At 60.9% G+C, this 26,059-nt stretch carries 17 protein-coding genes; 3 read left to right on the top strand and 14 right to left on the bottom strand.

Annotation, left to right across the window (positions count from 1 at the left end; all coding sequences use genetic code 11):
- Positions 1-68 precede the first annotated feature (68 nt).
- From WJU23_RS14995 to argC, 5 genes are all read right to left on the bottom strand, one after another.
- Positions 69-4,409 (bottom strand): PAS domain S-box protein, encoded by a 4,341-nt coding sequence (locus WJU23_RS14995; RefSeq protein WP_346333414.1) that lies wholly within the window; start codon positions 4,407-4,409, stop codon positions 69-71.
- Complete coding sequence (locus WJU23_RS14990) at positions 4,406-4,861, bottom strand: response regulator (protein WP_346333413.1); 456 nt, start codon at positions 4,859-4,861, stop codon at positions 4,406-4,408. The genes WJU23_RS14995 and WJU23_RS14990 overlap by 4 nt, the downstream gene beginning before the upstream one ends.
- A complete protein-coding gene (locus WJU23_RS14985) occupies positions 4,858-7,203 on the bottom strand; it encodes a PAS domain S-box protein (protein WP_346333412.1) in 2,346 nt (781 codons plus the stop codon). The genes WJU23_RS14990 and WJU23_RS14985 overlap by 4 nt, the downstream gene beginning before the upstream one ends.
- A 235-nt stretch (positions 7,204-7,438) precedes the next feature.
- Positions 7,439-8,728, bottom strand: coding sequence for a bifunctional glutamate N-acetyltransferase/amino-acid acetyltransferase ArgJ (gene argJ / locus WJU23_RS14980; protein ID WP_346333411.1), 1,290 nt, complete (start codon positions 8,726-8,728; stop codon positions 7,439-7,441).
- Positions 8,725-9,774 (bottom strand): N-acetyl-gamma-glutamyl-phosphate reductase, encoded by a 1,050-nt coding sequence (argC, locus tag WJU23_RS14975; protein ID WP_346333410.1) that lies wholly within the window; start codon positions 9,772-9,774, stop codon positions 8,725-8,727. Before argC ends, argJ begins: the two co-directional genes overlap by 4 nt.
- Positions 9,775-10,205: 431 nt before the next feature.
- Between argC and WJU23_RS14970 the strand changes: the two genes are divergently transcribed.
- Positions 10,206-10,598: a hypothetical protein gene (locus WJU23_RS14970; protein WP_346333409.1), complete on the top strand. Its 393-nt coding sequence runs from the start codon at positions 10,206-10,208 to the stop codon at positions 10,596-10,598.
- Positions 10,599-10,607: 9 nt separating this feature from the next.
- The gene (locus tag WJU23_RS14965; protein WP_346333408.1) at positions 10,608-11,438 is read left to right on the top strand and encodes an RNA methyltransferase; all 831 of its coding nucleotides are present in this window, start codon (positions 10,608-10,610) and stop codon (positions 11,436-11,438) included.
- Between the two features lie 11 nt (positions 11,439-11,449).
- On the opposite strand, the gene WJU23_RS14960 is transcribed toward WJU23_RS14965, so the two are convergent.
- The 8 genes from WJU23_RS14960 to tnpA all read right to left on the bottom strand — a co-directional run bounded on the left by WJU23_RS14960 (position 11,450) and on the right by tnpA (position 18,692).
- Entirely contained in the window at positions 11,450-11,869 is a 420-nt protein-coding gene (locus tag WJU23_RS14960; RefSeq protein WP_346333407.1) for a PIN domain-containing protein, read from the bottom strand.
- 2 nt (positions 11,870-11,871) lie between these two features.
- The gene (locus tag WJU23_RS14955) at positions 11,872-12,141 is read right to left on the bottom strand and encodes an AbrB/MazE/SpoVT family DNA-binding domain-containing protein (RefSeq protein ID WP_346333406.1); all 270 of its coding nucleotides are present in this window, start codon (positions 12,139-12,141) and stop codon (positions 11,872-11,874) included.
- A 96-nt stretch (positions 12,142-12,237) separates the two neighbouring features.
- On the bottom strand, positions 12,238-13,539 hold the full coding sequence (locus tag WJU23_RS14950; RefSeq protein ID WP_346333405.1) for a DUF1501 domain-containing protein: 1,302 nt from the start codon (positions 13,537-13,539) through the stop codon (positions 12,238-12,240).
- Between the two features lie 43 nt (positions 13,540-13,582).
- Positions 13,583-13,936 carry a four helix bundle protein gene (locus WJU23_RS14945; RefSeq protein ID WP_346333404.1) on the bottom strand — a complete coding sequence of 118 codons (354 nt, stop codon included), beginning with the start codon at positions 13,934-13,936 and terminating at the stop codon, positions 13,583-13,585.
- Between the two features lie 90 nt (positions 13,937-14,026).
- Entirely contained in the window at positions 14,027-16,186 is a 2,160-nt protein-coding gene (locus WJU23_RS14940) for a DUF1549 domain-containing protein (RefSeq protein WP_346333403.1), read from the bottom strand.
- A 263-nt stretch (positions 16,187-16,449) separates the two neighbouring features.
- The gene (locus WJU23_RS14935; protein ID WP_346333402.1) at positions 16,450-17,313 is read right to left on the bottom strand and encodes a LamG domain-containing protein; all 864 of its coding nucleotides are present in this window, start codon (positions 17,311-17,313) and stop codon (positions 16,450-16,452) included.
- Between the two features lie 62 nt (positions 17,314-17,375).
- Complete coding sequence (locus WJU23_RS14930) at positions 17,376-17,564, bottom strand: hypothetical protein (RefSeq protein ID WP_346333401.1); 189 nt, start codon at positions 17,562-17,564, stop codon at positions 17,376-17,378.
- Between the two features lie 663 nt (positions 17,565-18,227).
- Positions 18,228-18,692: an IS200/IS605 family transposase gene (gene tnpA, locus WJU23_RS14925; protein WP_346333400.1), complete on the bottom strand. Its 465-nt coding sequence runs from the start codon at positions 18,690-18,692 to the stop codon at positions 18,228-18,230.
- Between the two features lie 1,096 nt (positions 18,693-19,788).
- Between tnpA and WJU23_RS14920 the strand changes: the two genes are divergently transcribed.
- Positions 19,789-24,906, top strand: coding sequence for a DUF1549 domain-containing protein (locus WJU23_RS14920; protein ID WP_346333399.1), 5,118 nt, complete (start codon positions 19,789-19,791; stop codon positions 24,904-24,906).
- A 339-nt stretch (positions 24,907-25,245) separates the two neighbouring features.
- On the opposite strand, the gene WJU23_RS14915 is transcribed toward WJU23_RS14920, so the two are convergent.
- Positions 25,246-25,800 (bottom strand): hypothetical protein, encoded by a 555-nt coding sequence (locus tag WJU23_RS14915; protein ID WP_346333398.1) that lies wholly within the window; start codon positions 25,798-25,800, stop codon positions 25,246-25,248.
- Between the last annotated feature and the right edge of the window lie 259 nt (positions 25,801-26,059).

Here is a 26,059-nt window from a genome sequence, read left to right as displayed (position 1 = left end):
GATGAGCCCCATTCGCTGGCACGGACTTTTCAGACAACCATTTTGGAAATCAGTATAATGCCCTCTTTTCATGCCAGGACCGCTTTCAGTGTCTTTAGCAGCGTCTCAGCCGTGTACGGTTTGGGGATGAAGTGCTTCACTCCCGCATTGGCGGCTTTGGCGACCATGCCGTTGGCATTCAGCCCGCTGGCGGCGATGATGCGCACCTCCGGGTTGATGCGCATGAGCACCGGGATCATGGTCGGCCCGTCCATCACCGGCATCATCATATCCGTCAGCACGATGGCGATCTCGTCCCGGTGCGTGGCATAGTGCGCCGTGGCCTCCGCCCCGTCCGATGCCAGCATGACCCGGTAGCCAAAGGCCTCCAGCGTCTGCCGGGTGATCTGGCGCACGGCGGCCTCATCATCCACCAGCAGCACCAGTTCGCCGTTGCCGCGCGGCAGCTCTTCAATAACCGCCTTCGCCTCATTCACCCGGACGTGTGTGTGTGCAGGCAGGTAAACGTGAAAGCGCGTGCCGACGCCCAGCTCGCTGTAGACGCGCACAAAGCCGCCGTGGCTCTTGATGATGGCGATGGTGGTGGAGAGGCCCAGGCCGGTGCCCTTGCCCAGCTCCTTGGTGGTAAAGAACGGCTCAAAGATGCGGTCCATCACTTCCGGGCTCATGCCCGTCCCCGTATCCTCCACATGGATGGCCACATACGGTCCTACTTTGGCATCCAGGTTCATGGCCACATAGTGCTCGTCCATGCGCAGGTTGCTGGCTGAGAGCGTCAGCGTGCCGCCTTGCGGCATCGCATCCCGCGCATTCACGCACAGGTTGACCAGCACCTGGTGCAGTTGGGTCGGGTCCCCTTCCACCGTCCACAGGTCCGCCGGGAACTTGCTGCGCACCTCGATGTTTTTCAGGAACGTTTCGTTGGCGATTTTCTCCACCTCTCTCAGCAGCGGCAGCACCTCCACTTCCACCTGCTGCCCTTCCATGCCACGGGCAAAGGAGAGCACCTGCTTCACCATGTCCGCGCCCCTCTTGGTGCTGGATTCGATGGTGCTGAGGATGCCGAGCCGTTGCGGGTCGGTTTCGGTGAGCTTCAGCAGGTCAATGGACATCATGATGGGCGAGAGCACGTTGTTCAAATCATGGGCGATGCCGCCTGCCAGCGTGCCGATGCTCTCCATGCGCTGTGCGCGGAGGAACTGCTGCTCGAGCTTCTTGCGCTCCGAGATGTCGGTGTTGATGGCCAGGATGGATCTGGGCTGTCCCGCATCATCTCTGACAAGCGTCCAGCGGCACTCCACCGTCAGCGTCTGCCCGTTTTTCTTCATCTGTTGCAGTTCCCCTGTCCATTCCCCGGTCGCAATGGTCTGCTGCGTGGCTGCGATGAAGGCCTTTGGCTCATTGTATAAAAGCTCCTGGATGGACCGCCCCAACGCCTCCTCCGCCGTCCAGCCATACAGACGTTCCGCGCTCTGGTTCCAGTAGAGAATGTGGTGCTCCAGATCCCGCACGAGGATGGCATCCTGGGCCTTGTCCAGCAGGGCGGCCTGTTCAGCGATCCGCTCCGCATTCTGCTTCGCCGCGGTGATGTCACGCCCCACGCAAAACATCGTCTGCTCCTCCTCAGACCAGCGTGCTGACCATTGAATGTGAATGGTTCTGCCATCCTTCTGGATATACCGGTTTTCAAACCGGCTGGTCGCATTTCCTGCCATGATGGAAGCCGCCGCCTCCACTGTCCGGGCATGATCATCCGGATGCACCATGTCCATATAGGCGGTGCCCATCAGTTCCTCCGCCGTCCGGCCCCAGAGATCTTCACAGGTCCGGTTCAGCTGCACGAACCGGCCCTCTGCATCCACGGAGCAGATCACATCCAGGGAGGAATTCAGCACATTGGTCAGTTGCGCCGTCGCCTGCCGGTAACGGTCCTCGCTCACTTGCAGATCTTCCAGTGTCTTTTTGGCCGCTGTGATGTCCGTGCGGATAGCGACAAACTGAACCGGCTTTCCTGCGCTGTCCAGAAAGGGCACGATGGTCGTGTCCACCCAATAGTGCGTTCCGTCCTTGGCCTTGTTTTTCATCTCCCCCTGCCACACCCGGCCCGAATTGATCGTCTCCCACAGCCCCCGGATGAAATCCTTTGTATGGTGCCCCGAGTTCACCACCCGGTGGTCTTTCCCCAGCAGCTCCTCACGTGTGTACTTGGAGATGGCGCAGAATTTGTCATTCACATAGGTGATCTTCCCCTTGGCATCCGTGCGGGCCACGATGGCATGCTCATCCAGCGTTGTACACAGGTCGCGGATCTCCTGAGTATAAGTATGCAGAGCCTCTTCCGCCAATTTCCTGGCCGTGATGACCCGGAAGTAAACCGCGAGTCCTTCAGGCGAGGCATGGGCATTCAGTTCAAACCAGTTATCCAGAGCCGGGTAATAAAACTCCAGCCGCGCCGAGGTCTTCTCATGCACGGCCTGGTGGTAGGTTTCATACAGGGCTGAATCCACCGCCTCGGGGAATTCCTCCCAGATGACTTTGCCCAGCAGATCCGCCCGCTTGCGTCTGAGAACCCGTTCAGCTTCTGCATTCAGGTAAACAAAGGTCCAGGTCGCCGGGTCCAGCAGGTAAAACGCATCCGACATGCTCTCCATCGTGGTGGACAGCCGCTCCGCCGTCCGGCTCAGCTCCATCTGAGTGCGCCGGCTCTCCGTGATGTCACGGGAGATGCCCACCAGGCCCAGCAGCTTTCCTTCAGGATCATAGTAGGGGGCCTTTGTGGCCAGGTACAGGCGGGTCACCCCGTCTGCCGTCAGGTTCTCTTCCGCCATCAGGGGCAGGCCCGTCTCCATCACCTTACGGTCACTTTCCCTCACCACATCTGCTCCCTCCGGCCCGAATAAATAGACATCATCCTGTCCGATGACCTCGTCCACCTCACGTCCGACGAGCTTCGCCGCCCCCTTGTTGAAAAGCAGGTACTTCCCCTCCACATCCTTGATGAAGACCGCATCCGGTGTGCTGTCTGCCACGGCATTCAGCAGGTCCGTCTTCCGCTGGATTTCCAGCTCGGCCAGCTTCCTCTCTGTGATGTCCTGGCAGGTACCCCGCGCATACAGCGGCCGTCCATCCTCATCATGGATCACCTGCCAGCGCTCCCGCACATGCTTGATGCTGCCGTCCGGCATGAGCAGCCGGTGCTCCATCTCCCGGGCCTGACCATGCGCCAATGAGGCATTGAAGGCCTCGTCCACCGCCGCCCGGTCATCCGGATGCACCATTTCCAGGAAGCCTGCATGGGTTGGTAAAAACGTACCCGGCTCCTGATCAAAAATCGCATAGACTTCGTTGGACCATGTCACGATTCCCGTGGCGATGTCTGTCTCCCAACTGCCCATCTTGGCCAGCACCTGGGCGGCTGCCAGCCTCTCTGCCAGCCGCCGCTGTTCGCGCTCGCTCTCCTCCAGCGCTGCCTGCGCCTTGCGCGCCTCCGTGATGTCATGCGCGGTGCCCACCATTTTTAATGGTTGGCCCGTCTCATCGTCATAGATGATCTGCGCCATCTGGTGCACAAGCCTTTCCTCCCCGTCAGACCGCCTCATGCGGTTGGTCACGGTGTATTCACGCCTCTCCTGCACTGCTTTCACCACGGCCTCCCGCACCGGCCCACGGTCATCCGGGTGGGTAAACTCCATGAACAGCTTCGGCGTCACCTCCACCGCACCTGGTTGCAGGCCTAAAATGCGGAACACTTCATTGGACCAGCGCAGCGGATTTTCATCCATCTTCTCCAGATCCCGCAGCTCCAGTTCCCAGCTGCCAAAATGCGCTATTTTCTGGGCCGTGGCCATGCTGGCCTCGCTCGCCCGCAGCAGCACCTCCATTTCCTTCCGTTCCGCGATGTCACGTTCCAGCCTCCGGTTGGTTTCCTCCAGCTCCAGCGTCTTCTCCTCCAGCTTGCGGATCAGCGTCTGGCTATAGACCTTCATCAGCTCCTCCTCAGTGCCCGAGGTCACCTTCGGCTGGGCGGGCTGTTTATCGGCGGTCATCGCCTTCACCGTTTCAAGCTTTTCAAGAAACTCTTCCGGTTCTGCCGGTTTCAGGATGAAGGCATCCGCGCCCAGGTTCATCGCCAGCTCTTCATCCTCGGCCTGCGTATAAGTCGCCGTATAGACGATGAAAGGTGCCAGCTTCAACCTCGCATCGGCCTTCCAGTATCTCAGCAGCGTGTAGCCGTCCATGACCGGCATGAGCAGGTCGGAGATGATCACATCCGGCGGATTCATGCGCGCCTTCGTCAGCGCCTCCGCCCCATGGCAGGCTGTGGTCACCGTATAACCGTGCCCCTTTAGCAGCACCTCCAGGTAGTACAGATTCTCAATCTTATCATCAACGATGAGAACACTGGTCATAGGGTCGGGTTTGGGTCAGGAAGATCAGGTGAATCAGTTTTTTGGGTATCACTATCAGAATCCGTCAGAGGCTGGAACTCGGAAATAACACTTCCATACGTTTCCACTTCCTTGACGAATGTCTCCGGATTGATCGGCTTCTCAATGTAGCCGGTGCAGCCCGCATCCAGAGACTTCTGCCGGTCACCCTCCATGGCATAAGAGGTCACGGCGATGATCGGCGTTTCCCGCAGGCTTGCTTCCTTCCTCAGCTCCCTGGCCACCGCATAGCCGTCCATTCCTGGAAGCTGGATGTCCAGCAGGATGTAGTCCGGCACCATGGTCTTCACCACCGCGAGCCCGCTGGGGCCGTCCTTCACGGACACGACCTCATAGCCATGCTTCTCCAGCAAAAAAGTGGCCAGATACGCATTTTGCTCATTGTCCTCGATCATCAAAATCGTGCGCTTCATGTCAGGCCTCCAGATTCAGGTTCAGGTTTCGATGGGGCATCCCTATCCAAAGGTAAAATCACTGTAAACGTGCTGCCCTTGCCCCACTCGCTCGCCGCAGAGATCTCTCCGCCCATGAGCCCGATGAGGCGGCGGCAGATGGCCAGGCCCAGGCCTGTGCCCTCATGCTGGCGGGACAGGCCGGTATCAATCTGCCGGAAGGGGAGGAACAGATTCCCCAGGTCCGCCGGCTTGATGCCCATGCCTGTATCCACCACCTGCAGCCGCACGGCCGGGCCCAGGCCTGCTGTGCCATCCGCAGGCTGATAATCCGCCAGGACATCCGCCTTTAACGTGACGCTTCCGGCCTCCGTAAACTTGATGCCATTGTTCACCAGGTTGATCAGCACCTGTTCCATCCGCCGGCGGTCTCCCCGCGCTTTCCCTGCCTCCTCCGTTCTCTCCACATCCAGCAGCAGGCCCTTCTTCTGCGCCATGGGCCGCAGGGTGCCTACCACCCGGTCCATCACCTCCCGCAGGTCAAAGGTTTCGTTCCTCACCTCCAGCTGTCCCGCCTCAATCTTGGACAGGTCCAGCACGTCGTTGATGAGCTCCAGCAGGTGCCGCGCGCTGCCCCGCACCATGCCCATCTGCTTGTGCTGCTCCTCATTCAGCGGCCCGGCCAGCCCTTGCAAAAGAATGCCCGTGAAGCCGATGATGGAGTTTAGCGGTGTGCGCAGCTCATGGGACATGGTGGCCAGGAAGGCGGACTTCAGCCGGTCCGCCGCCTCTGCCCGCACGAGCGCCTGCCGCAGCTCCTCGGTGCGCTCTGCCACCTTCAGCTCCAGGCTCTCGTTGAGTTCCACCAGCTTCTTTTCCGCCTCATGCCGCTCGGTGATGTCAATGGAAAGGACAAAGATCCCCTCCGGCACGGGCTGCACCCGCACGTCGAACCAGCCACTGGTTCCGTCCATGAAACGGAACTCGGTCTCCTCATGCAGGCCTATGCGTTCATCCTGGCAGCGCTTCAGCAGGGTAAAGACCGGTGCTGCCTCGATGCCTGGCCAGACCTCCAGCATCGTTTTTCCCAGCAGTTCCTCACGGGGGCGGCGGTTGTGGTCCGCCGCGGCCTGGTTCATGTAGAGATACGTCCAGTCCGGGGCCAGGATCTGGCAGCCTTCCAGGATGTTTTCCAGCGTGGTCCGGTAGCGCTGCTCACTCTTCGTCAGCGCCACCTCCGCCGCCTTCCGCTCAGAAATGTCAATGCCCACGCCGACGAGGCAGCGCATGCCGTCATAGTCCACGCGCCTGCCTGTAAAAAAGTACGGTGTCGTCTGCCCGTCCTTGGCCAGGAAGGGTGCCTCAATGTGGGATTCCCCCTGGGCAAACACCTCGGCAATCCGTTCTTCCAACGGCCTTTGATCCTCGCTGGCAAAGAAATCCAGCGGATGCATGCGGGCGATCTCCGCCCCGGTGTAGCCGGTGACGGTTTCAAAGTTCCGGTTCCAGCGCAGGAACTTGCCCTGCTCATTGTAAAAATACAGGATGCCGGGCATGCTCTCGATCATCGTCGCGGAGAAAACCATCTCCCGCTGTGCCACCGTCTCCGCCTGCCGCTTCTCTTCCTCCCCGGCCAGATTATCCAGTGCATAGGCGATGTCCGTGGCGGCCTCCGCGAGCAGATCACACTCCTGGTTTTGGAAAAACCCGGCTTCTTTGGCATACACATTCAGCGTGCCCCAAACCTCCCCCCGGAACAGGAGTGGGAATACGGCGGAGGCCATCCATCCGCGTCTGGATGCCTGCGCCCGCCATGGCTGTGCAGCCGGGTCATTGAGGAGATCATTGCAGACATACGGCTGCTTTTGCCGAAAGGCTGTACCGGAGGGTCCCTGTCCCTCCGGCCGGTCATCTGTATAAATCTGGATATCCTGCAAGTATCCGTTTTCATCCCCCGAAGCCGCCACCGGCAGCAGGCGGTGGGTGCCTTCATCATGCTGGCCGATCCATGCCATGTCGAATCCCCCATGCTGGGTGAGGCTCTGGCAGATCTTGGGCAGCAGTTCCTCCCGTGAGCGGGTCCAGACGATGGACTGGTTGATCTGGCTCAGCGCGGCATACAGGCGCTTTTGCCGCTCCAGCTCCTTCTCATGCGCCTTTAGCTCCTCGTAGCCTTTGCCGATGCGGCCAAAGGCCCTCCGCATCATCAGCAGGAGCATGACTGCCGTCACGGCGACGAAGGCCAGGCCTTTGTAAATGCTCCAGCGCACCAGCAGTTCAGGATCATTCAACAGCGCCAGCAGGGCGGCATCTGAGTAGTAGATCCATAGGGTGGCCACTGCGGCATAGATGCCGGCGATCATCCACGCGCGCCACATCAGGCTTATCTGGCCATAGCCTTTCCCCAGGCTGCCCACGGCAGCTTGGGTGACTGCTTGTCGCCCTGTTTTTCCTACGTCCACCCCTGCAAATAATCCTGTCTCCTAGCCTGTCAACCTTCATCCCCGCTATTACGGGGCTCAGACAGTCCTGCCTTTGTCTCAGGCAGACATGTGATGCGACACCCAGGAGACCGGCAAGCAGTCTGCTGCTCTGTTTTTAGGCGAGCCCTTTCTGACGTTTGGCATGCACGGCGGCGGAGTATTCGCTGCTGTTAAAGTCCACGTATTCTTCCGAAAGGTCGCTGGTATAGACGATGTGGTTGGCGCTGCCCTGGTTGAGGTCAATGGTCACGGAAAAGCGAGGCTCCTTCACCACCTTTTCCAGTTCTGACATTGGCGTGTTTGTGGTCAAGCCGCCTTTGCAGGCGATGAGGCCGCCGAAGTAAATGTCAATGAGCTCCTCACGGAGGCGTGCGCCGGAATAGCCGATGGCGTGGATCACGCGGCCCCAGTTCGGGTCGCTGCCATGCCAGGAGCATTTTACCAGCATTGACTTGGCCACGGCTTCCGCCGCTTTTTTTGCATCGGCATGGGTGCGGGCATTGCGGACGCGGATCTCGACAAATTTGGTGACGCGCTCGCCATCGCTGACGATCATTTTGGCGAGTTCCAGCATGACCTTGTGCAGAGCACAGCGGAAGATTTTGGCCTCCTCGCTGCCTTTCTTGATGGGCGGTGCCTCGGCCATGCCGTTGCTCATGACGATGACGGTGTCATTGGTGCTGGTATCGCCGTCAATGGTGATGCAGTTAAAGGACTGGTCCACCGCGCAGCGCATGGCGCGCTTCAGCTCATCGGGGGCGATCTTTGCATCCGTGGTGATGAAGCAGAGCATGGTGGCCATGTTGGGGCAGATCATGCCGGCGCCTTTGGCGATGCCGCCGACGCGGAAGCTGCCGCTGCCGCAGGGCACCTCAATGGCGAAGCTCTTGGGCTTGGTATCGCTGGTCATGATGGCGCGGGAGGCGTCATCGGAGCCTGCCGGAGAAAGGATGTCCGCCAGCTCCTTCACCCGTGGAGTGATGCGCTGGATGGGCATGTTCATGCCGATGATGCCGGTGGAGCAGACCTGCACCTGGCGCATGCGGATGCCGAGGGCCTCCGCCGTGGCCTTGCACATGGCTTTGGCATCCTGGATGCCCTGCGGGCCGGTGCAGGCATTGGCATTGCCGCTGTTGGCGATGATGGCGCGTACGTCGCTGTCCTTGATGTGCTGCTGGGAGACGCGCACACAGGCGGCACGGACCTTGTTCGTTGTGAACACTGCATCCGTCACGGTGGGCACGTCGGAGGTCAGCAGCATCAGGTCCAGCCGCTTCACATCCGGGTTTTTAATGCCGCAGGAGATGGCGCCCGCACGGAATCCGCGCGCGGCCGTCACACCGCCGTCAATGGTGGTAAAGGGCACCCGCGATTCGCGGAAGGGATCAAAAAAATCGTCGCTCATACACTCAGGAGTCCGGCAGCAGGATCAAAGCCGCAAACAAGGTTCATGTTCTGGATGGCCTGGCTGGAGGCCCCTTTGCCGATGTTGTCCTCGGCGCTCATCAAAATCAGACGTCCGGCGCGCTCATCCAGCGCCCAGCCGATGTCCACAAAGTTGGTGCCCATGACGTGTTTGGTGTCCGGGCTCTGGTTGCGCCCCAGCAGGCGGACGAAGGTCTGGTCCGCATAGGCTTCTTTCAGCGCCGCTTCCACCTGCTCCACGGTCACACCCGCCTTCGGCGTGGCAAACGTCGTGGTGCAGATGCCTGCATAGACTGGCACCAGGTGCGGCACAAAGGAAAGGCGCACCTCGCGGCCAGCGGCCAGGCTCAGCTCCTGGCCCACCTCGCTCAGATGCCGGTGCTGCGGCACGCTGTAGCTGCGCAGGCTGTTTTGCACCTCGCAGAAGAGCAGGGGAATGCTGGCATTCCGCCCCGCACCACTGGCGCCGCTCATGGCGGATACCGCCAGCGGATCTTCTGCCAGCAGACCCGCCTTCAGCAGCGGGATCAGCGGCAGCAGGATGCTCGTCGGATAGCAGCCGGGGCAGGCGATGAGGCGGGCCTTTTTGATCTCCTCCGCACGGATCTCCGGCAGCGCATAAACGGCCTCCGACAGCAGCTCGGGTGCCGGGTGTTCATGAGCATAAAATTCTTTGTAAACCGCCGCGCTGCGCAGGCGGAAGTCCGCGCTCAGGTCAATGACCTTGATGCCTGCCTCCAGCAGCGGCTTGGCGTACTCCACCGATACTCCATGCGGCAGTGCCAGGAAGGCGATCTCTGCGCCGCTGGCCTTCAGGGCTGCTACGTCCGGATTGGAAAACGTCAGCGTGTCCGCCACGCCCACTTTGCGGAAGCGCGGGAACTCGTCAGACAGGGTCTTGCCTGCCAGCGTGCGTGACGTCACCGCCACCAGCTCAGCATGCGGATGGCGCAGTAATAAACGCAGCAGTTCAATGCCGGAATATCCGCTCGCACCCAGGACAGCAACTTTGACTTTTTCAAACATCGGGAGGGCGAAGTATGCGCCCCCCGGCCTTTCCCGCAAGACCAGATTTGAGTGCGGGGATGGAAACTCTGGCAGGCGGGCGGCGTATGACCGACGCAACCCCGTTGGGGTTGCGTGTGAGGGTGGGCATCGTGGGGCGTGTGACCCAGGGTTGTGCCAACCCTGGGCTGATTGCCGTAAGCCCTTTGGGCTTGGGAGGGGGCATGCGTGGGCTGGGTGCCGCAAGCTCAAAGGGCTTCGGGTGGCGAGGTTTGGGTGCGGGCAGTGGCATCCTGGCTGTGGGCTTTAAACAGGCGGGACGGCTGTTCTCCATGCCTAGCTGCCATGCGGCCGGGTTATGCTCAGGCCAAACAGGCTGCATTGGAGAGGGTGGCGGCCGCCTGCGAGATAGGGAGTGTCAGTTCACACTGCCATTCACAAATCAAAACATCATGAAACTTGCCTCCAACATCGCCGGTGCCCTCCTTGGACTTCTGTTCCTCACCTTCGGGCTGAATTTTTTCTTTAACTTCATCCCCATGCCGGCGGATCCCTCTCCGGCGGATGCTCCGCACAAGCTCTTCATGGCCGCGCTCTTCCCCACGGGTTATCTGGCCTTTGTGAAAGTGCTGGAGATCACCGGCGGCCTGCTGGTGGCCGTGCCGAAGACGCGGAACGTCGGGCTTTTGCTCCTGGGTCCCATCGTCGTCAACATCCTGGCCTTTCACATCTTCCTGACCAAAGGTGCCGGCCTGTTTGAACCGCCGGTCCTGCTGATCACCGCCCTGTCCGCTTTCCTGCTGTGGTCCGGACGCCGCGCCTTTGCCGGGCTGGTGCAGCCCTGATCAAAGCTGGTGGACGGAGTGAACGGCGTGCGCTATGCGGACGCCATGCAGATCACCAGTGCCGCCAATGAAAAGGTCAAACACGCCCGCCGCGTCCGCGATGGCCGCGAAGACGGCCTGATCTTCATTGAGGGCCTGCGACTTGCCGAAGAGGCGGCTGCTTCCGGCCTAACCATTGAAGCATGTTTTTATCCGGCAGGCGGTCCAGGTGACGGGCGTGCGGAGGCTCTGCTGGAACGCCTTTCTGGCAAGGGTGCGCTGATGCTGGAAACCACGCCGGACATCCTCCGCAGTCTCAGCGATACCGTCCAGAGCCAGGGCCTCATCCTCATCGCCCGGCGGCCAGAGACGGCTGCCGGGCTGCTTTTGGAAACGCACGCTACTCTTTTGCTCGGCTGTGACCGCCTGCAGGATCCGGGCAATCTGGGCACGCTGATCCGCACGGCAGAAGCCGCCGGTGCTGGCGGCATCCTTTGCCTGAAAGGCAGCGCCGATGCCTTCTCCCCCAAAGCCCTGCGCAGCTCCATGGGCTCCGCCTTCCGCCTGCCCATTCATGCCGATGCCGACGCAGCCGATTTGCAGGCCCTGCAAACCGCCGGATGCCAAATCGTCGCCGCCGCCGGGGAAGGGGAGATGGACTATACGGACTACGACTGGAATCAGCGAACGCTTCTTTTGTTAGGCAACGAAGGCCGGGGTGTGGACCCGGACCTCATGCGCCAGTGCGACGTCCGCCTGCGCATCCCCATGCACCCCAGCGTGGAGTCTCTTAACGTCGCCGCCGCCGGGGCCGTTCTGCTCTTTGAGGCTGCGCGGCAGAGACGGCTGGCTGGGGGGTGAAAACTCGCTTCTTACGGATGGACAATTTCCGGATCTCCCGCCCGATGACAGGCACGGAAGTGAGCGACATTCAGCGTGTAAAACCGTGCCGCCTTGGCTTTGCGTGCGGCCACGAGATGCAGATAGTCAAAAATCCCTCCTCCCCTAACACCACGTGACTCCGCGTCCCGCATCGCCCGCAAGACCTCTGTGGGACTGAGGGCGGTGATGGTTAAAAACGGTATATAATCCGTTTCGATCACTTCAGCGACAATCTGGGCAGACATGCGAAATCCCTTCCGTCCACCTGTCAGTGTACTAAAAGTCTCTGCAATGCCGTGTGCATACATACCCAGGGCCGGACGTTCCAGCAGAGCATCACACTCACCATGAAAAGCCTCTGAGTCCACAGCGGCTGCCACCAAGACTGAGGTATCAATAAAGTCTGTCATCTCTATTTGTGAAAGGGAGCCTCAAGCCGCGCTACCTGGTCTTCCCGCATCTCGCGCACAGCCTTCGCTGCATCGAAACCAACCCAGCCAGTAATCACCCGGCGCTTGCCGCGCCTGACAAGCTTGACCGGAGCATCATCCTGTCTCATCTCCAGTTTGTCACCCACCATGTCCACTCTCAGCCGGGCACCGGCTTGCAGGTGCATCTTGTCCCGAAAGCATTTCGGCAGAACAAGGCGACCGGAGGAATCAAGAGTAAGGACAGCAGTCATTGCAGCATACTGCCATTAAATTTGCCATTTTCAATGGCATTCTGGCTGCCATTTAATTTGTAGGCACCAGGCCTTTTGTCCTCTGTGGCAATCCCCTCAACCAAACAGCGCCGTGATCGGCTGGCCTTTGTCAGCGATGGTGAAGGGGCGCTTGGTCGGTGAATAAAGGACCTGGTCCAGCGGCAGGCCGAGGGCGTAGGCGATGGTGGCGTTCAGGTCAGGCGGAGTGACTTTGTTCTCGGTCACTTCGATGCCTTTGTCGGTCTTGCCATAGGTCTGGCCGCCCTGGATGCCGCCACCCCAGAGGGCGGAGCTGAAGGCTTTCGGATAATGGTCGCGGCCGGCGTTCTGGTTGATGTCCGGGGTGCGGCCAAATTCGCTGGTGATGACGACGAGCGTTTCCTGCAGCAGGCCGCGCCTGTCCAGGTCGCCCAGCAGTGCGCCGAGGGCTTTGTCCAGCTCACTGATCTTTTCCGGCAGGCGGGCGTAGATGTCGTTATGCATGTCCCAGCCGCCGCTGGTGACTTCGATATACCGCACTCCATGCTCGATGAGGCGGCGTGCCAGCAGGCAGCCCTGGCCGAAGCTGCTCTCGCCGTATTCCTCGCGCAGTTCCTCAGGCTCTTTGTTGAGGTCAAAGGCCACCAGGTCCGCGCTTTTCATGACGTTCACGGCATCCTTGTAAACATCGCTATAAGCGCGCACGGCGCTGTGGGCATATTTTTGCTCAAAGCCGGCATTGAGGCGTGCGGAAAGGTTCAGCCGGTAGTCCAGATCGCTTTCGGCGAGACTGGCGGGGCGCTTGCTGTGTTGCAGGCCGGATTTGGGATCATTGATGAGCAGGGGCTGGAAGGAGGCTTCGAAAAATCCGCCACCCGGATGCTTGCTGTCGTTGGAGACGACCACTGTTCCCGGCAGGTCGGGATTGCCTTTGCCCTGGAATTTCTGCAACCATGCGCCCATCGTCGGATGGCGGGTGGCTCCGCGCATGGTGTAGCCGGTGTGCTGATAATAGTTCCCCTGCTCATGCGCGCCCTGGGTGCTGGAAAGGCTGTTGATGACGACGCCGTGGTGCATGTACTTGGCCACCGTGGGCAGCCCATGGCCCAGCATCACGCCATCTGCACTGGTGGGAATGCACTTGGTATCCCCCATCGTCTCGGCCCCAGGGCTCACGCCAAAGGTATCCAGATGTGTCATGCCGCCTGCCATGTAGAGATAAATGACATTCCGCGCCGTGGCCACCTGCCGCGCTTTGGAACTGCCCTCAAAAGCCACCGCCTGCGCCTGCCGCTGCATCAGCGGCTGCATGACCGAGACTCCAAGACAAGTCTTGGCGATGTTCATGACAAAGTCACGGCGGGTCGGCTCGTCGGCGCGGAGGAAAGATGAATTCATGGCGGGGGAATGGGGCTTGGGGCAAGGGGCAAGGGGCAGGGAGCTAAGGAAGCAGGGATTTGCGAAAGGATTCCATCATGCGGCAAAGGCTTTCGAGTTGAATCAGGAGTGGCTGGCCGATGGATGGACTAAGAAGCTTTTTACGCTCAAAAAAGATCAGCATATTGGCGGTCTCAAAGGCAGAGCGCTTGGCAATGTTAACGAAGTGGGCGAAGTCTTTTTTGGATGAGCTGCCAGACCCTTCGGCGATATTGTTGGAAATGCTCATCGCAGCGGATCTTAACTGCTCGGCCTGACGGAAGCGTTTTCTTGATTCCAGTTGATCTGACAGGTCATCCAGTTCGATTCCTATCTCCAGAGCTCGCTGCCACACGGTTAGTTCTTGAAATCGAAACATGCTCATAATAAATCAGGATTTTGGTTTCCAATTGGCGCCGCAGTTTGGTTTGGGTTTCACCCCATGCTCTTTGCCCCAAGCTCTTTGCCCTTATTGGATGAAGAGAAACTGCGAGCCCGTGAGCAGCGCGTGCGTGATGTCTTCCAGCGCATTGTCGCCGCGTTCCTGGATGACGCCGGTCAGCACGATGCGCTCGTCCTGGGTGGGGCGGCGGCTCAGCAGGGCTTCATAGAGCAGGCTGGCTTTCTGGTCCGGGCTGCCGGCTTGGGCGAGCTGCTGGCTGAGTTGGGAGCCTGGGTTGCTCAGGCTCTGAACCACAGGGCCGTTCAGCAAGGTCAGCGCCTGGGGCACGGAGGCGGCCTCGCTGGCATTATCTATCACCTCGCGGTCCGACTGGCCAAAGGTGCGCAGGAAGTGGCCGGGCTTGGCCGGGGAGGGCAGCTCAGAGGCGCGGGCGACCATGGTGCGGTCCACGCTGCTGCGGGCCATCTCTTTGCGCTGCTCCTTGGTCATGTTGCGCATCTCGCTGCGTTTCATCACCGGGCGGGCGGTTTTTTTGATCTGTTGGTTAGGTCTGTAGCCACGGATGAGCGCCTCGGCGCGCTCCTCGCCGATAAGGTTGGTCAGCAGGTCGTTACTGGCTTCGCGGCGGAGTTTGTTAGCGGCATTGGCCAGCGCTTTGGCGGAGGCGGGATCGGCGTTGCCACCTTTCTCAGCGGCCATTTTTTCCCGCATGAGGGTGAGCTGGCGGTCATTCTCCTGGCGGCGGGCGATGCCCTCTTTGGCCGCGGCGATGATGCCTTCCGGGCCCTTGTCCTTCATCGTGCCGATGAAGAGATTCAGGTCATCCAGATACTGGTGCAGGCGCTGGTTTTCCTCATCCACGGCGCTGTCAACATTGCCCTGGCTCAGGGTGATGAGGGAATCCCAGACCTGCTCGGCGCTCATGCGGCGCAGGGTGGGGCCGGTGAAGTGGTAGGTCTCCCCCAGGGCCACTTCCTGGGTGCTGGCCATGCGTTGGTAGGTGTCGGTGTTGTAAAGCACGCGCAGGAAGGATTTGATCGAGTATTTCTTCTCGATCATGAGCTGCGTGAGGTAATCCATGAGCGCGGGATTGCTGGCCACGGTGGAGTCCGTCATTTCATCCAGCGGCTCGATGAGACCCAGGCCGAAAACATGCTTCCACATGCGGTTGGCGATGACGGTGGTGAAGCGCGGATTTTCCGGGCTGGCCATCCAGTCGGCAAAGGCCTGCACCGTCGTCTGGCCCTCTTTGGGCTTGGCCTCATGGCCAAACATGGCGCGGGCCTCGATGGTCTGGCCGGGCTTGGCGTCATCATAAGCGTAGTCGGCAGGCAGCTTCGGCAGTTTGCCTTCCTGCCAGTTGATGGCGGTGTAGCGCAGCGGGCGCATGACATCGCCGAGCGCTTTTCTCACCTGGTTCATCTCCTCGTTGCTGACCTTGCCGGCGGCAGCGGCTTCCTTGCGCAGCCTGGCCACTTCTTCCGGGTGGTCTTTCATGTACTGGCGGCGTTCTTTGCCTGAGAGATTGGCCAGTTGCTCGGGTAGCTGCGGCTTGGTCATTGGGCGCTTCGACAGCTTGATGTTGGTCACATCGCCGCCACGGATGTCCATGCCATAGGTGAAGGCGGCCATGCCGTAGTAGTCCTTCTGGCTCCATTTGTCGAAGGGGTGGTTATGGCACTGGGCGCAGACGATGCTGGTGCCCAGAAAGACCTGCACGGTGTAGGCCAGGTGGTCCAGCTTGTTCTCATCCCGCTGGTAAAAGCCGATGCTGCCGCTGTCCCAGGCACCGCCATCGGTGGTCAGCAGTTTTTTGACAAACTGGTCATAGGGCGTGTTCGCCTTGAGCTCCTTTTTCAGCCATTCTTCATAGGCCTCCGCCGTGATGCGGCCCTTGGTGTTGTCCGTCAGGCGCAGCACATCTGCCCAAAAATTAAACAGGTGGCTGGTGTAGCCGTCGCTGGCCAGGAGCTTGTCAATCAGCCGCGCCCGCTTGTCCGGAGCCGGGCTGGCCAGGAACTCCCGCGTCTCCTCCACCGTGGGGATGCGCCCGGCGATGTCCAGGTAAAGGCGGCGCACGATGACCTCATCCGGTGCCGCCGGATTCGGCTGCAGATTCTGCTTCTGCCATCCGTCCGCCAGCAGGCTGTCAATTTTCGCAGCCTCCGGCAGGGCGGCACCGTGGCTGAGGCTGGCGGCCAGAAAGAGAAGGGCAAAGGTTTTCATGGGGGTCAAGGCGGGGAGCACAATTGGACGACGGCAGAAACGATAAGATTCGGATGATCTTGTTTTAATTCGCACCAAGTCCGAAAGTTGCGGTTCTTTTCGTTAGGTCCACGGTTCGGGCCAAATACACGTCCGCCTCCAGAACGATGTCTGGAGGCGGGCGCCTTGCATGTATCCCCAAGGCAACGGACCCACCTGGATTCAAATGGGTGGCCTTCACTCGAATTTCCGTCCTGACGGGCGGGCACCCGATTCACACCCGCTCAATCACGCTCCGGCAACGTCTTGCGGGCGAGAGCGGCGAGTTCATCCTCGGCCAGAGCACGATCAAAAACGGCCAATCCGGCGATCTTCCCGCCGAAAGGGTTGTTGTTCGCGACTTCCCTCACATGGTTTGCGCCCACGGTGAACTCGGAGCCTTTTTCACCGCCATCGAAGATGCCTTCATCATAGGGAAAAGGATTGAAGTGTTCCCAAGAGTCGAGTTGACCATCGAGATACAGGCGGATTTGTTTGGAGTCGTAAGTCATCGCGAGCATGTGCCAGCTGCCCAGCGGGACCTCGCTGGCTCCGCTAGCATATTGTTTCCAGACTTGATGTCCTGGTGTCTTGCTTCCAAGGGCGGAGATGTGGCCGTGAATCCGGTTTTTGCAGTCCACCCGATCCAGTGTTCTCGAATCCGTCGCGGCCCGCGCGTTGAGGAAGAGCATGTATTGGCGGCCCGAGTGGCTTTCGTTCCACACCCCGGCCACCGACTGCCAGTAGGTATCCGCCTCCCGCTTCACCCACGCGATCAAGGTCACTTGCGCTTCCGGCCCGTGGATGTCCAGCGGGCCCAGCTTCTCGCGTGGAATCCGCAGCCACTTTCCCTGCTGAACGGAGAGGGAAAATTCCCCAAAGAGTCCCTCGTTCGCTCGTGCGACGGGTTGATTATTCCCTTCCAGGAGGAGGGCCGGGAAGCTGCCCTCGGCGACCCGTGCGGTGCCGGGTTCTTCCTGGAACCGCCAGAAGCTCACGAGATCCTTGACCCCCAGCACCGCCGCTGCTGCCCCCTCGTCACGAGCTTCAAGAGGAGTGGAGAATAAAGCAAGGCCGAGTGAGAGGATGGAGAGGCTGTGGCGGATCATGTTTCTGAATCTTAGGATCAGACGCAGTCGCCGGGAAGTCCATTTTTTAGATTTACCATTGGTTACGCGATGTGCAGTGTAACAACCCTGAGCGAGGAAAGATTCCCACCACACCAGCGTGTGCCTTTCGGCCAGGACAACGTGGGAAAGTGGGCGCAGATCACCTCGTTGATCGGCGTTGGTTTGCTCACCCCCTTGATGACTCCAAGGTTCTCTCCGCTCATGTTCTTTCCGCCGATGCGCTGTTTCATTCTCACTCTTTGGACGACCTACTCCGCAGGAGTAGCGCCATCGGCCACGCGGGGTCTGGCGGGTTGTGGTATGATGGGGCAACCCTGGCGGGTTGATCTTCCGCATCGGTGCCTCTTTCGCCGAACCGGAGGTCCAGCTCGCCAAAGGCTCGCTGACGCTCCGGCTATTCACGGGTAGCCCTGCGGGCTGGGGGAACGGGATCCGAAGGCCGGTGCCGCACACTGCTCCACACTCCGTGACCCGCGACTGCGGCGATTTGAGTGAGGTTTCCGCCTCGAAGAACCCAGAAGATGAAGTTCTCGATGAAGAAAATGAGCCAGACCTTCCGGTATCTTCCAGCCCGCAGGGCTGCCCCATGAGTAGCCGGAGGTGAAGCGAGCCTCGGCGAGCTAACCTCCGGTCAAACGCCACGATAGGGCCGAACGACGACCTACTCCGCAGGAGTAGCCCTATCGGCCACGCGGGGTCTGTTCGTGCGGCGAGCTGATGGGGCAACCCTACGGGTTGATCTTCCGCATCGGTGCCTCTTTCGCCGAACCGGAGGTCTGGCTCGCCAAAGGCTCGCCGACGCTCCGGCTATTCATGGGGTTAGCCCTTCGGGCTACAATATAGGCGGTCACATGGCTGACTCAGTTACCAGCCTTGGTTACTTCACATCAGCTTTATCCTTCAGGGTCACGCCATTCTTTGTCGAGCTCATGGATGGCCAGACCTGCCTCGGAAAGCAGACGCTGGTATTCCTGCTGGAATGTTTCCTGGCGGTGGTGGACCTCCTGGTTCCGGATGTAATCAATCAGCGCGGGCTTCTGCTCCAATGAGCAGGTAAAGGCTCCATAACCTTCCTGCCAGTAGCTGAAGGCTGGGAACACATTCTGGCCTTTGATCCAGGCGGAGGAGGAGGTTTTGATTTCCTTCACAAGGTCGGCAAGGGCCACGCAAGGATGCAGCGTGACGAGCATGTGCAGATGATCTTCCACACCGCCGATCCGGTAGAGGTGGCATTGGCGGTTTTGCAGCACGCCCCAGATGAAGCGGAACAGGTCCTCCCGGTGGGCGGCATCAAGCACCCTTTCACGATGTTTTGTCGAGAAGACGATGTGATAAAGGATCTGGGTGTAAGTGGCCATGAACCGGAACGGTTTAGACTAATCCAACGAAGTCCATGAGACCATTCTTTGGAGCTTGTTCGTTCCAGGAGTTAAACCGGTTGGGTGCCTGAGTGCTCTGAGCTGAGCCCGCAGGGCTGCCCCATGAGTAGCCGGAGGTGAAGCGATCCCGCCCTGGCGGAAGAGCTAACCTCGGGTCAAAGGCCACGATAGGGCCCAGCGAAGACCTACTCCGCAGGAGTAGCCCCATCGGCCACGCGGGGTCTGTTCGGGCGGCGGCATGATGGGCCAACCCTGGCGGGTTGATCTTCCGCATCGGTGCCTCTTTCGCCGAACCGGAGGTCCAGCTCGCCAAAGGCTCGCCGACGCTCCGGCTACTCATGGGTTAGCCCTTCGGGCTAGGGGAATTCAGAGGATGAAGACAAGAAACAAGCTTTGGATGATGAGGGGAGCTTCGGGAATCTTCATCCCACAGCCCGCAGGGCTGCCTCATGAGTAGCCGGAGGTGAGGCGAGCCTCGGCGAGATAACCTCCGGACGCAGGCCACGAAACGACCGAACGACGATCTACTCCGCAGGAGTAGCCCTATCGGCCTCGCGGGGTCTATTCGTGCTGCGATAGGATGGGGCAACCCTGGCGGGTTGATCTTCCGCATCGGGGCGGCGTTTTCCCCAACCGGAGGTCCAGCTCGCCAAAGGCTCGCCGACGCTCCGGCTATTCACGGATAGCCCTGCGGGCTGGGGGAAGGGATCCGATGAACCCAGACGACGGAGGTCTGGCTCGCCAAGGGCTCGCCGACGCTCCGGCTATTCACGGGCAGCCCTGCGGGCTGGGGGGAGGGGATCCGAAGAGCCCAGAAGATGAAGGTCTTGAACAAGGTCTGGATGAAGAGAAAGGCCTTCTGAAATCTTGATCCTTGTCTTGTTCCAGACCTTCCTCTTGCCCCGTTCCGGGTTATGATATGCGGACGAGGGCGTCCGCGCTCCGTCAGCAACCCTGGCACTTCCCCCCACAGGCATGGATGATCCTGCCGGAGTGGGCGGGATAAAGCAAGAGACCCGTGACAGGAGGCGTTACGGTGCGTTACACTTTGTTAGAATCCCCCCTTCACCCATCCATGAAGACGTCCCTGCTTACTCTTTCCAGCCTGTTTTTCCTGACGCTGGCCGTTCATGCGGCTCCGCCGAAGAAGGAGGAGGGCATTGATCCGGACAAGCCGGTGTCCTTTTACAAACACATCCGGCCCATTTTGCAGGCGAATTGCACGGGCTGCCATCAGCCGGCGAAGGCGAAGGGTGACTATGTGATGACGGACTTTGCCAAGCTGCTCGCGGGCGGTGAGGAGGGCAATGCGATCGTGCCGGGCAAGCCGGAGGAATCCAACCTGCTGAAGGTGTCCACGCCGGATGCGGAAGGGAAGGTGGAGATGCCGCCGAAGGGCGATCCGCTGCATGAGACGCAGGTGGCGCTGATCAAGCGCTGGGTGAGCGAGGGGGCCAAGGATGATACGCCGGCCTCGGTGATGGCGCAGTATGACATGGACAATCCGCCGGTGTATGTGACGGCGCCTGCGGTGACCTTTTTGGAGTATTCGCCGGATGGCAGCATGATCGCGGTGGCGGGTTACCATGAGGTGCTCATTCACAAGGCGGACGGCAGCGGCATCGTGGCGCGGCTGGTGGGCCTGGCGGAGCGCATCCAGAAGCTGGCCTGGTCCCCGGATGGCAGCAAGATCCTGGTCACCGGCGGCAGCCCGGCGCGTGAGGGGGAGATCCAAATCTGGGACGTGGCGAAGAAGCGGCTGGAGCTGTCCAAGTCGCTGACGTTTGACACGTTGTATGGCGCGAGCTGGTCGCCGGACGGCAAGTACATCGCGGTGGGCTGTGGCGACAATGCGCTGCGCGCCTTTGAGGCGGCCACGGGCAAGGAAACGCTGTTCATGGGCGGCCACAGTGACTGGGTGCTGGACACGGCCTGGAGCACGGACGGCAAGTTCATCGCCTCCTGCGGCCGCGACATGAGTGTGAAGCTGACGGAGGTGGAGACGCAGCGGTTTGTGGACAACATCACGTCCATCACGCCCGGCGCGCTGAAGGGCGGCGTGCACGTCATCTCCCGGCATCCGACGCGGAATGAGATCCTCATCGGCGGCACGGACGGCATGCCGGCCATCTACCGCATGGAACGCATCACGAAGCGCGTCATCGGTGACAATGCGAATTTGATCCGCAAATTTCCCCTGATGCAGGGGCGCATCTTCGGCGTGGACTTTGCGCCGGATGGCAAGCGCATCGCCGCCGGGGCCTCGCACGAGGGCACGGGCCAGATCAATATTTATGCGTCGGATTATGACAGCACCATGCCGGAAGCGGTGAAGACCATCGTCGAAACACGCAGCGGTGCGGGCCAGGCGCTGGAAGACTGGATCACCAAGGATGTGAAGCTGATCGCCAGTGTGCCGGTGCCGACGGGCGGTGTGTTTACCGTGAGCTTCAGCCCGGACGGCCAGACGGTGGCGGCTTCCGGCCAGGACGGTCGCATCCGGCTCATCGAAGCGGCGACGGGCAAGGTGGCCAAGGAATTTCCGAGCGTGCCGCTGGTGAAGGACAAGGCGCTGGCGGCGAGCGAGGTCATCGCCGATGACAGCGTGCGCGCCACGGCGGTGAAGGATGAAAAGATCGAGACGCTGGTGCCTGGTCTGACGGTGGCGTCCATCGAGGTGCAGCCGACGACGGTGAAAATCGCCAAGGCGAATGAGTATGCGCAACTTTTGGTTACCGCCAAAATGAGCGACGGCAGCAAGGCGGACATCACCCGCATGGCCAGGCTGACTTTCAATGGTGGCGATGCGGCCAGCGTGAACGAGCGCGGCATGGTGCGCCCGAGCAAGAACGGCCAGGGCGAGGTCAAAATCGCCTTCATGGGCAAGAGCGCGACGGTGCCGGTGAGCGTGAGCGGCATGAACCTGGCGCTGAAGCCGGACTATGTGCGGGATGTGATGCCCATCACCTCCAAGCTGGGCTGCAACATGGGCACCTGCCACGGGGCCAAGGACGGCAAGGCGGGCTTCAAGCTGAGCCTGCGCGGTTACGATCCGATCTATGACGTGCTGGCTTTCACGGATGAACTGGCCAGCCGCCGCGCCAATGTGGCCTCGCCAGACCACTCGCTGATGCTGCTGAAGGCCAGCGGCTCCGTGCCGCATGAGGGCGGCCAGCTCACGGTGCCCGGAGAGCTGTATTATGAAACGCTGAAAGCCTGGATCAGCCAGGGTGCGAAGCTGGACCTGAAGACACCAAAGGTGACGAGCATCGAGGTGTTCCCGAAGAACCCGGTGCTGGAGCGCATCGGCCATCGCCAGCAGATGCGCGTCATCGCCCGCTATGCCGACGGCTACGTGCGCGACGTGACGGCGGAAGCCTTCATGGAAAGCGGCAATGGCGATGTCATCGAGGCGGACAGCAGCGGTCTCATGACCAGCCTGCGCCGTGGCGAGGCCGCCATCCTGGCCCGTTTTGAAGGATCTTACGCCGCGACGACGATCACCGTCATGGGCGACCGCACGGGCTTTGCCTGGAAGGAGCCGGAGAAGTGGAGCAAGATTGACGAGCTGGTGGCGAACAAATGGCAGCGCATGAAGATCGAGCCGAGCGGTGTGTGCAGTGATGAGGAATTCCTGCGCCGCCTGCACCTGGACCTGACCGGCCTGCCGCCGAAGCCGGAGGAAGTGCGCTCCTTTGTGGCCGACAAGCGCGACACCCAGACGAAGCGCAACGAGGTCATCGACCGCCTCATCGGCAACCCGGATTTCGTGGACCACTGGTCTAACAAATGGGCTGACATGCTGCAGGTGAACAGCAAGTTTCTCGGCGCGGAAGGCGTGAAGATTCTTCGCGACTGGATCAAGCAGCAGGTGGCGGATAACACGCCCTATGACCGCATGGCTTACCGCATCATCACGGCCACCGGCTCCACCAAGGACAATCCGGCCGCCGCGTATTTCAAGACGGTGCGCACGCCGGAGGAGCTGGTGGAAAACACCACGCACCTGTTCCTGGCCACGCGCTTTAACTGCAACAAGTGCCACGACCATCCTTTTGAAAAGTGGACCTGGGACCAGTATTATGAGACCGCCGCTTTCTTCGCCCAGGTGGACTTGAAGACGGACCCGGCCAGCGCCGGCAAGACCATCGGCGGCTCTGCGGTGGAAGGTGCCAAGCCGCTGTATGAGATCATCGGCGACAAGACCGAAGGTGAGATGAACCACCTGCGCACCAATGCGCCCGTGGCCCCGAAGGTGCCCTATGACATGGAGCTGGTCAGCAAGACCGCCAGCAGCCGCCGCGAGCAGTTTGCCACCTGGATGACCAGCCCGGACAATGATTACTTTGCCATGAGCTATGCCAACCGCATCTGGGGCTACCTGACCGGCACGGGCGTGATCGAGCCGCTGGATGACATCCGCGCGGGCAATCCGCCGAGCAATCCGGAGCTGCTGCAGCACCTGACCAATGAGTTTATCCAGAGCGGCTTCAACGTGCGCCACCTGATGAAGATCATCACCCAGAGCCGCACCTACCAGCTCAGCCTGGCCACCAACAAATGGAACGAAGATGACAAGGTGAACTACAGCCATGCCAAGGCCCGCCGCCTGCCGGCCGAGGTGCTGTTTGACTCCGTCTTCGCCGTCACCGGCTCCATGCCGAACATCCCCGGCGTGCCGAAGGGCACCCGCGCTGCGCAGCTCATTGACGGCCAGACGCAGCTGCCTGACGGGTTCCTAACCAACTTTGGTAAACCCGCCCGTGAAGGCGTGTGCGAGTGCGAGCGCAGCAACGAGATGAACCTCGGCCCCGTCATGGCCCTGATGTCCGGCCCGACCGTGGGCGATGCCATCAGCGACCCGAACAACGCCATCGCCAAACTGACCCAGGAGGTGCAGGACGATGCGAAGCTGGTGGAGGAAATCTTCATCCGCATCATCAACCGCAAGCCCACCGGCAAGGAGATCAATGCCGCGCTGGCCAGCATGGCGGGCATGGATGTGGAGCACAAAAAACTGGCCGCCGCGCACCAGGCCAAGGAGGCCGAGCAGAAGCCCATCATCGAGAAGGCCGAGGCGGAACGTGTGGCGCTCATCGCCGCCACGAAGGCGGAGCTGGAGGCCTACAAAGTCAAGATGGCCCCGGTGAACAAGAAGAAGGAGGAGGCCCGCCTGGCCGCCATCCAGAAGGCGGAGGAAGCCGTGAAAAAAGCCGCTGAAACCGCCGCCACGCAGCAGGCCCGCTGGGAGCAGTATGTGGACATGACCACCGAGTGGGTGCCGCTGGACCTCACCGTGAGCAAGGCCACCGGCGTGGAAAAACTGGAGGTGCAGCCCGACGGCTCCCTTTTCGCCACCGCCTTTTCCGATGGCCGCATGGCCGCCGGCAACTACCAGCTCAACGGCAAGACCACCCTGGAAAACATCACCGCCATCAAGCTGGAAGTGCTGCCGGATGACCGCCTGCCCAGCAATGGACCTGGCATCGCCAGAGATGGTAACTTTGTCCTCAGCGAGCTGAACGTCAGCGCCACGGCCCTGACAGCGGCGGGCGGCAAGCGCGTCAAAGGCGGCGTGCCGCAGGTGCTGCGCAATCCGATGGCCGACTTTGAGCAGGCTGGCTTCTCCGTGACGGAGGCCCTGAAAAAGGGCAACCGCGACAAAGGCTGGGCGGTCTCCCCGGAAGGCGGCTACCGCCATGAGGCCACCTTTGAATTCACCAAGCCCGTCAGCTTCAAAGGCGGCGCGCAGTTGGTCATCCAGATGCTGCAGCCCTTCCGCAACGGCCAGTATAATCTGGGGCGCTTCCGCTTCTGGGTGACCAGCAGCCCGGTCGTCCGCTTTGGCACCGCCCAGGAAGTGGCCGCCGCCATCAAGACTCCTGCCGCCAAGCGGACGAAGGAGCAGAAGGCCGCCCTGTCCGCCCATTACCTGGCCCAGTCCCGCGACTACCAGAGCAGCAAAAAAGCCCTGGCCAACGCCAAGACGCCCCTGCCCGTGGACCAGGACCTCGTCGCCCTGGAGGCGAAGCATCTCGCCGCGCAAAACCCCATCGTGCTGGATCCGAAACTCGTCCAGCTCCGCCGCGACACCGCCCTGAGCGCCCAGCAGCTCGGCAACAAGCGCCTGACAGCCGCGCAGGACCTGGCGTGGGCTTTGATTAACTCACCCGCGTTTTTGTTTAATTACTAGGGAGGCGGGAGGCGTCAAGGCTCGTCAAGGAGCGGGACTTGCAAAGTCCCGGCTTGGACGCTCCCATTCGCAGAGCGTCCTGGAATGCGGCGGAGAGAGGCAAGACGCAAGTCGCTTGCCTCGGCAGCGCCGCTTGCGCCGGAGCGCGGGAGGTGGTGTGACCGGCAATCGTGCCTGGAGGGCCGTGGCCGGGCGAGGTCATTTGGACGCACAACCCGTTAGGCTGTGAAGTGCCGCCAAAGAAAGAGCGGTGATGCGCTCTGCGCTTTCACCGCACTCCAGGACGCTGCCGCGCCTCAAGCAGGGCGGTACAGCAGCGGGTGTGTTTCAAGATCACGGTCACCATTCCGGGGAGGGGTCAAATTCATCGGCGATCTTCTCCGTCTTGAACCGGTAGATGCTTTTCACCAGCGGTCTTCCGGTGTTCTCCTCAAACCAGGAGGCTGAACACCATGGATAGTCGACGGCCACGGGCACCAGGCCATGCCTTTGGGCATTGCGATGCGTGTAGTTCAGTCGTGCAAAGTAGGAGGGCTGGTCTGTGAGCAAGGTTTCCCAATAGTTGAACCACACCTTGCGGCCGGGGGCCGCATCCAGGCGGTTCACCCACTGGGAGGTTTTCAGATGCAGCTCTGTCAGCATCCTGGGCAGGCTTTCTGCGCTTCCCGGAGATTCCGCCACGAAGTGATAATGGTTGGAAAATACGGCCCAGGCCTCCAGCCGCCAGCCATGGCGGAGGCATTGTTTCAGCAGCCCGCGCTGCAGCACCTCCAGCCTCGGTGCGCCACGGAAATGATGCTCCTTCTGGTAAGTGCCGGCGGTCACGAAGTAGTGCCCGTTTTCCGTCAGCCGGTGGGCCGGTGCATGGGGCCATGGAAACGCATCCTCGGTCATGCCGGAAGATTAACCCGATCCGCCGACATCCACGCAAGCCCGAAGTTCACGTCGTCGCGGAGCGTCCTGGAGTGCGGCGGAGAGAGGCAAGACGCAAGTCGCTTGCCTCGGCAGCGCCGCTTGCGCCGGAGCGCGGGAGGTGGTGTGACCGGCAATCGTGCCTGGAGGGTCCTGGCCGGGCGAGGCCGTTTGGACACACAATCTGTTAGGCCGTGAAGTGCCTTCAAAGAAGAGCGGTGATGCGCTCTGCGCTTTCACC

Origin of the sequence: Prosthecobacter sp. SYSU 5D2 (assembly GCF_039655865.1) — a bacterium.
Lineage (GTDB): Bacteria > Verrucomicrobiota > Verrucomicrobiia > Verrucomicrobiales > Verrucomicrobiaceae > Prosthecobacter.
This window is presented reverse-complemented; position numbering and strand designations above follow the sequence as displayed.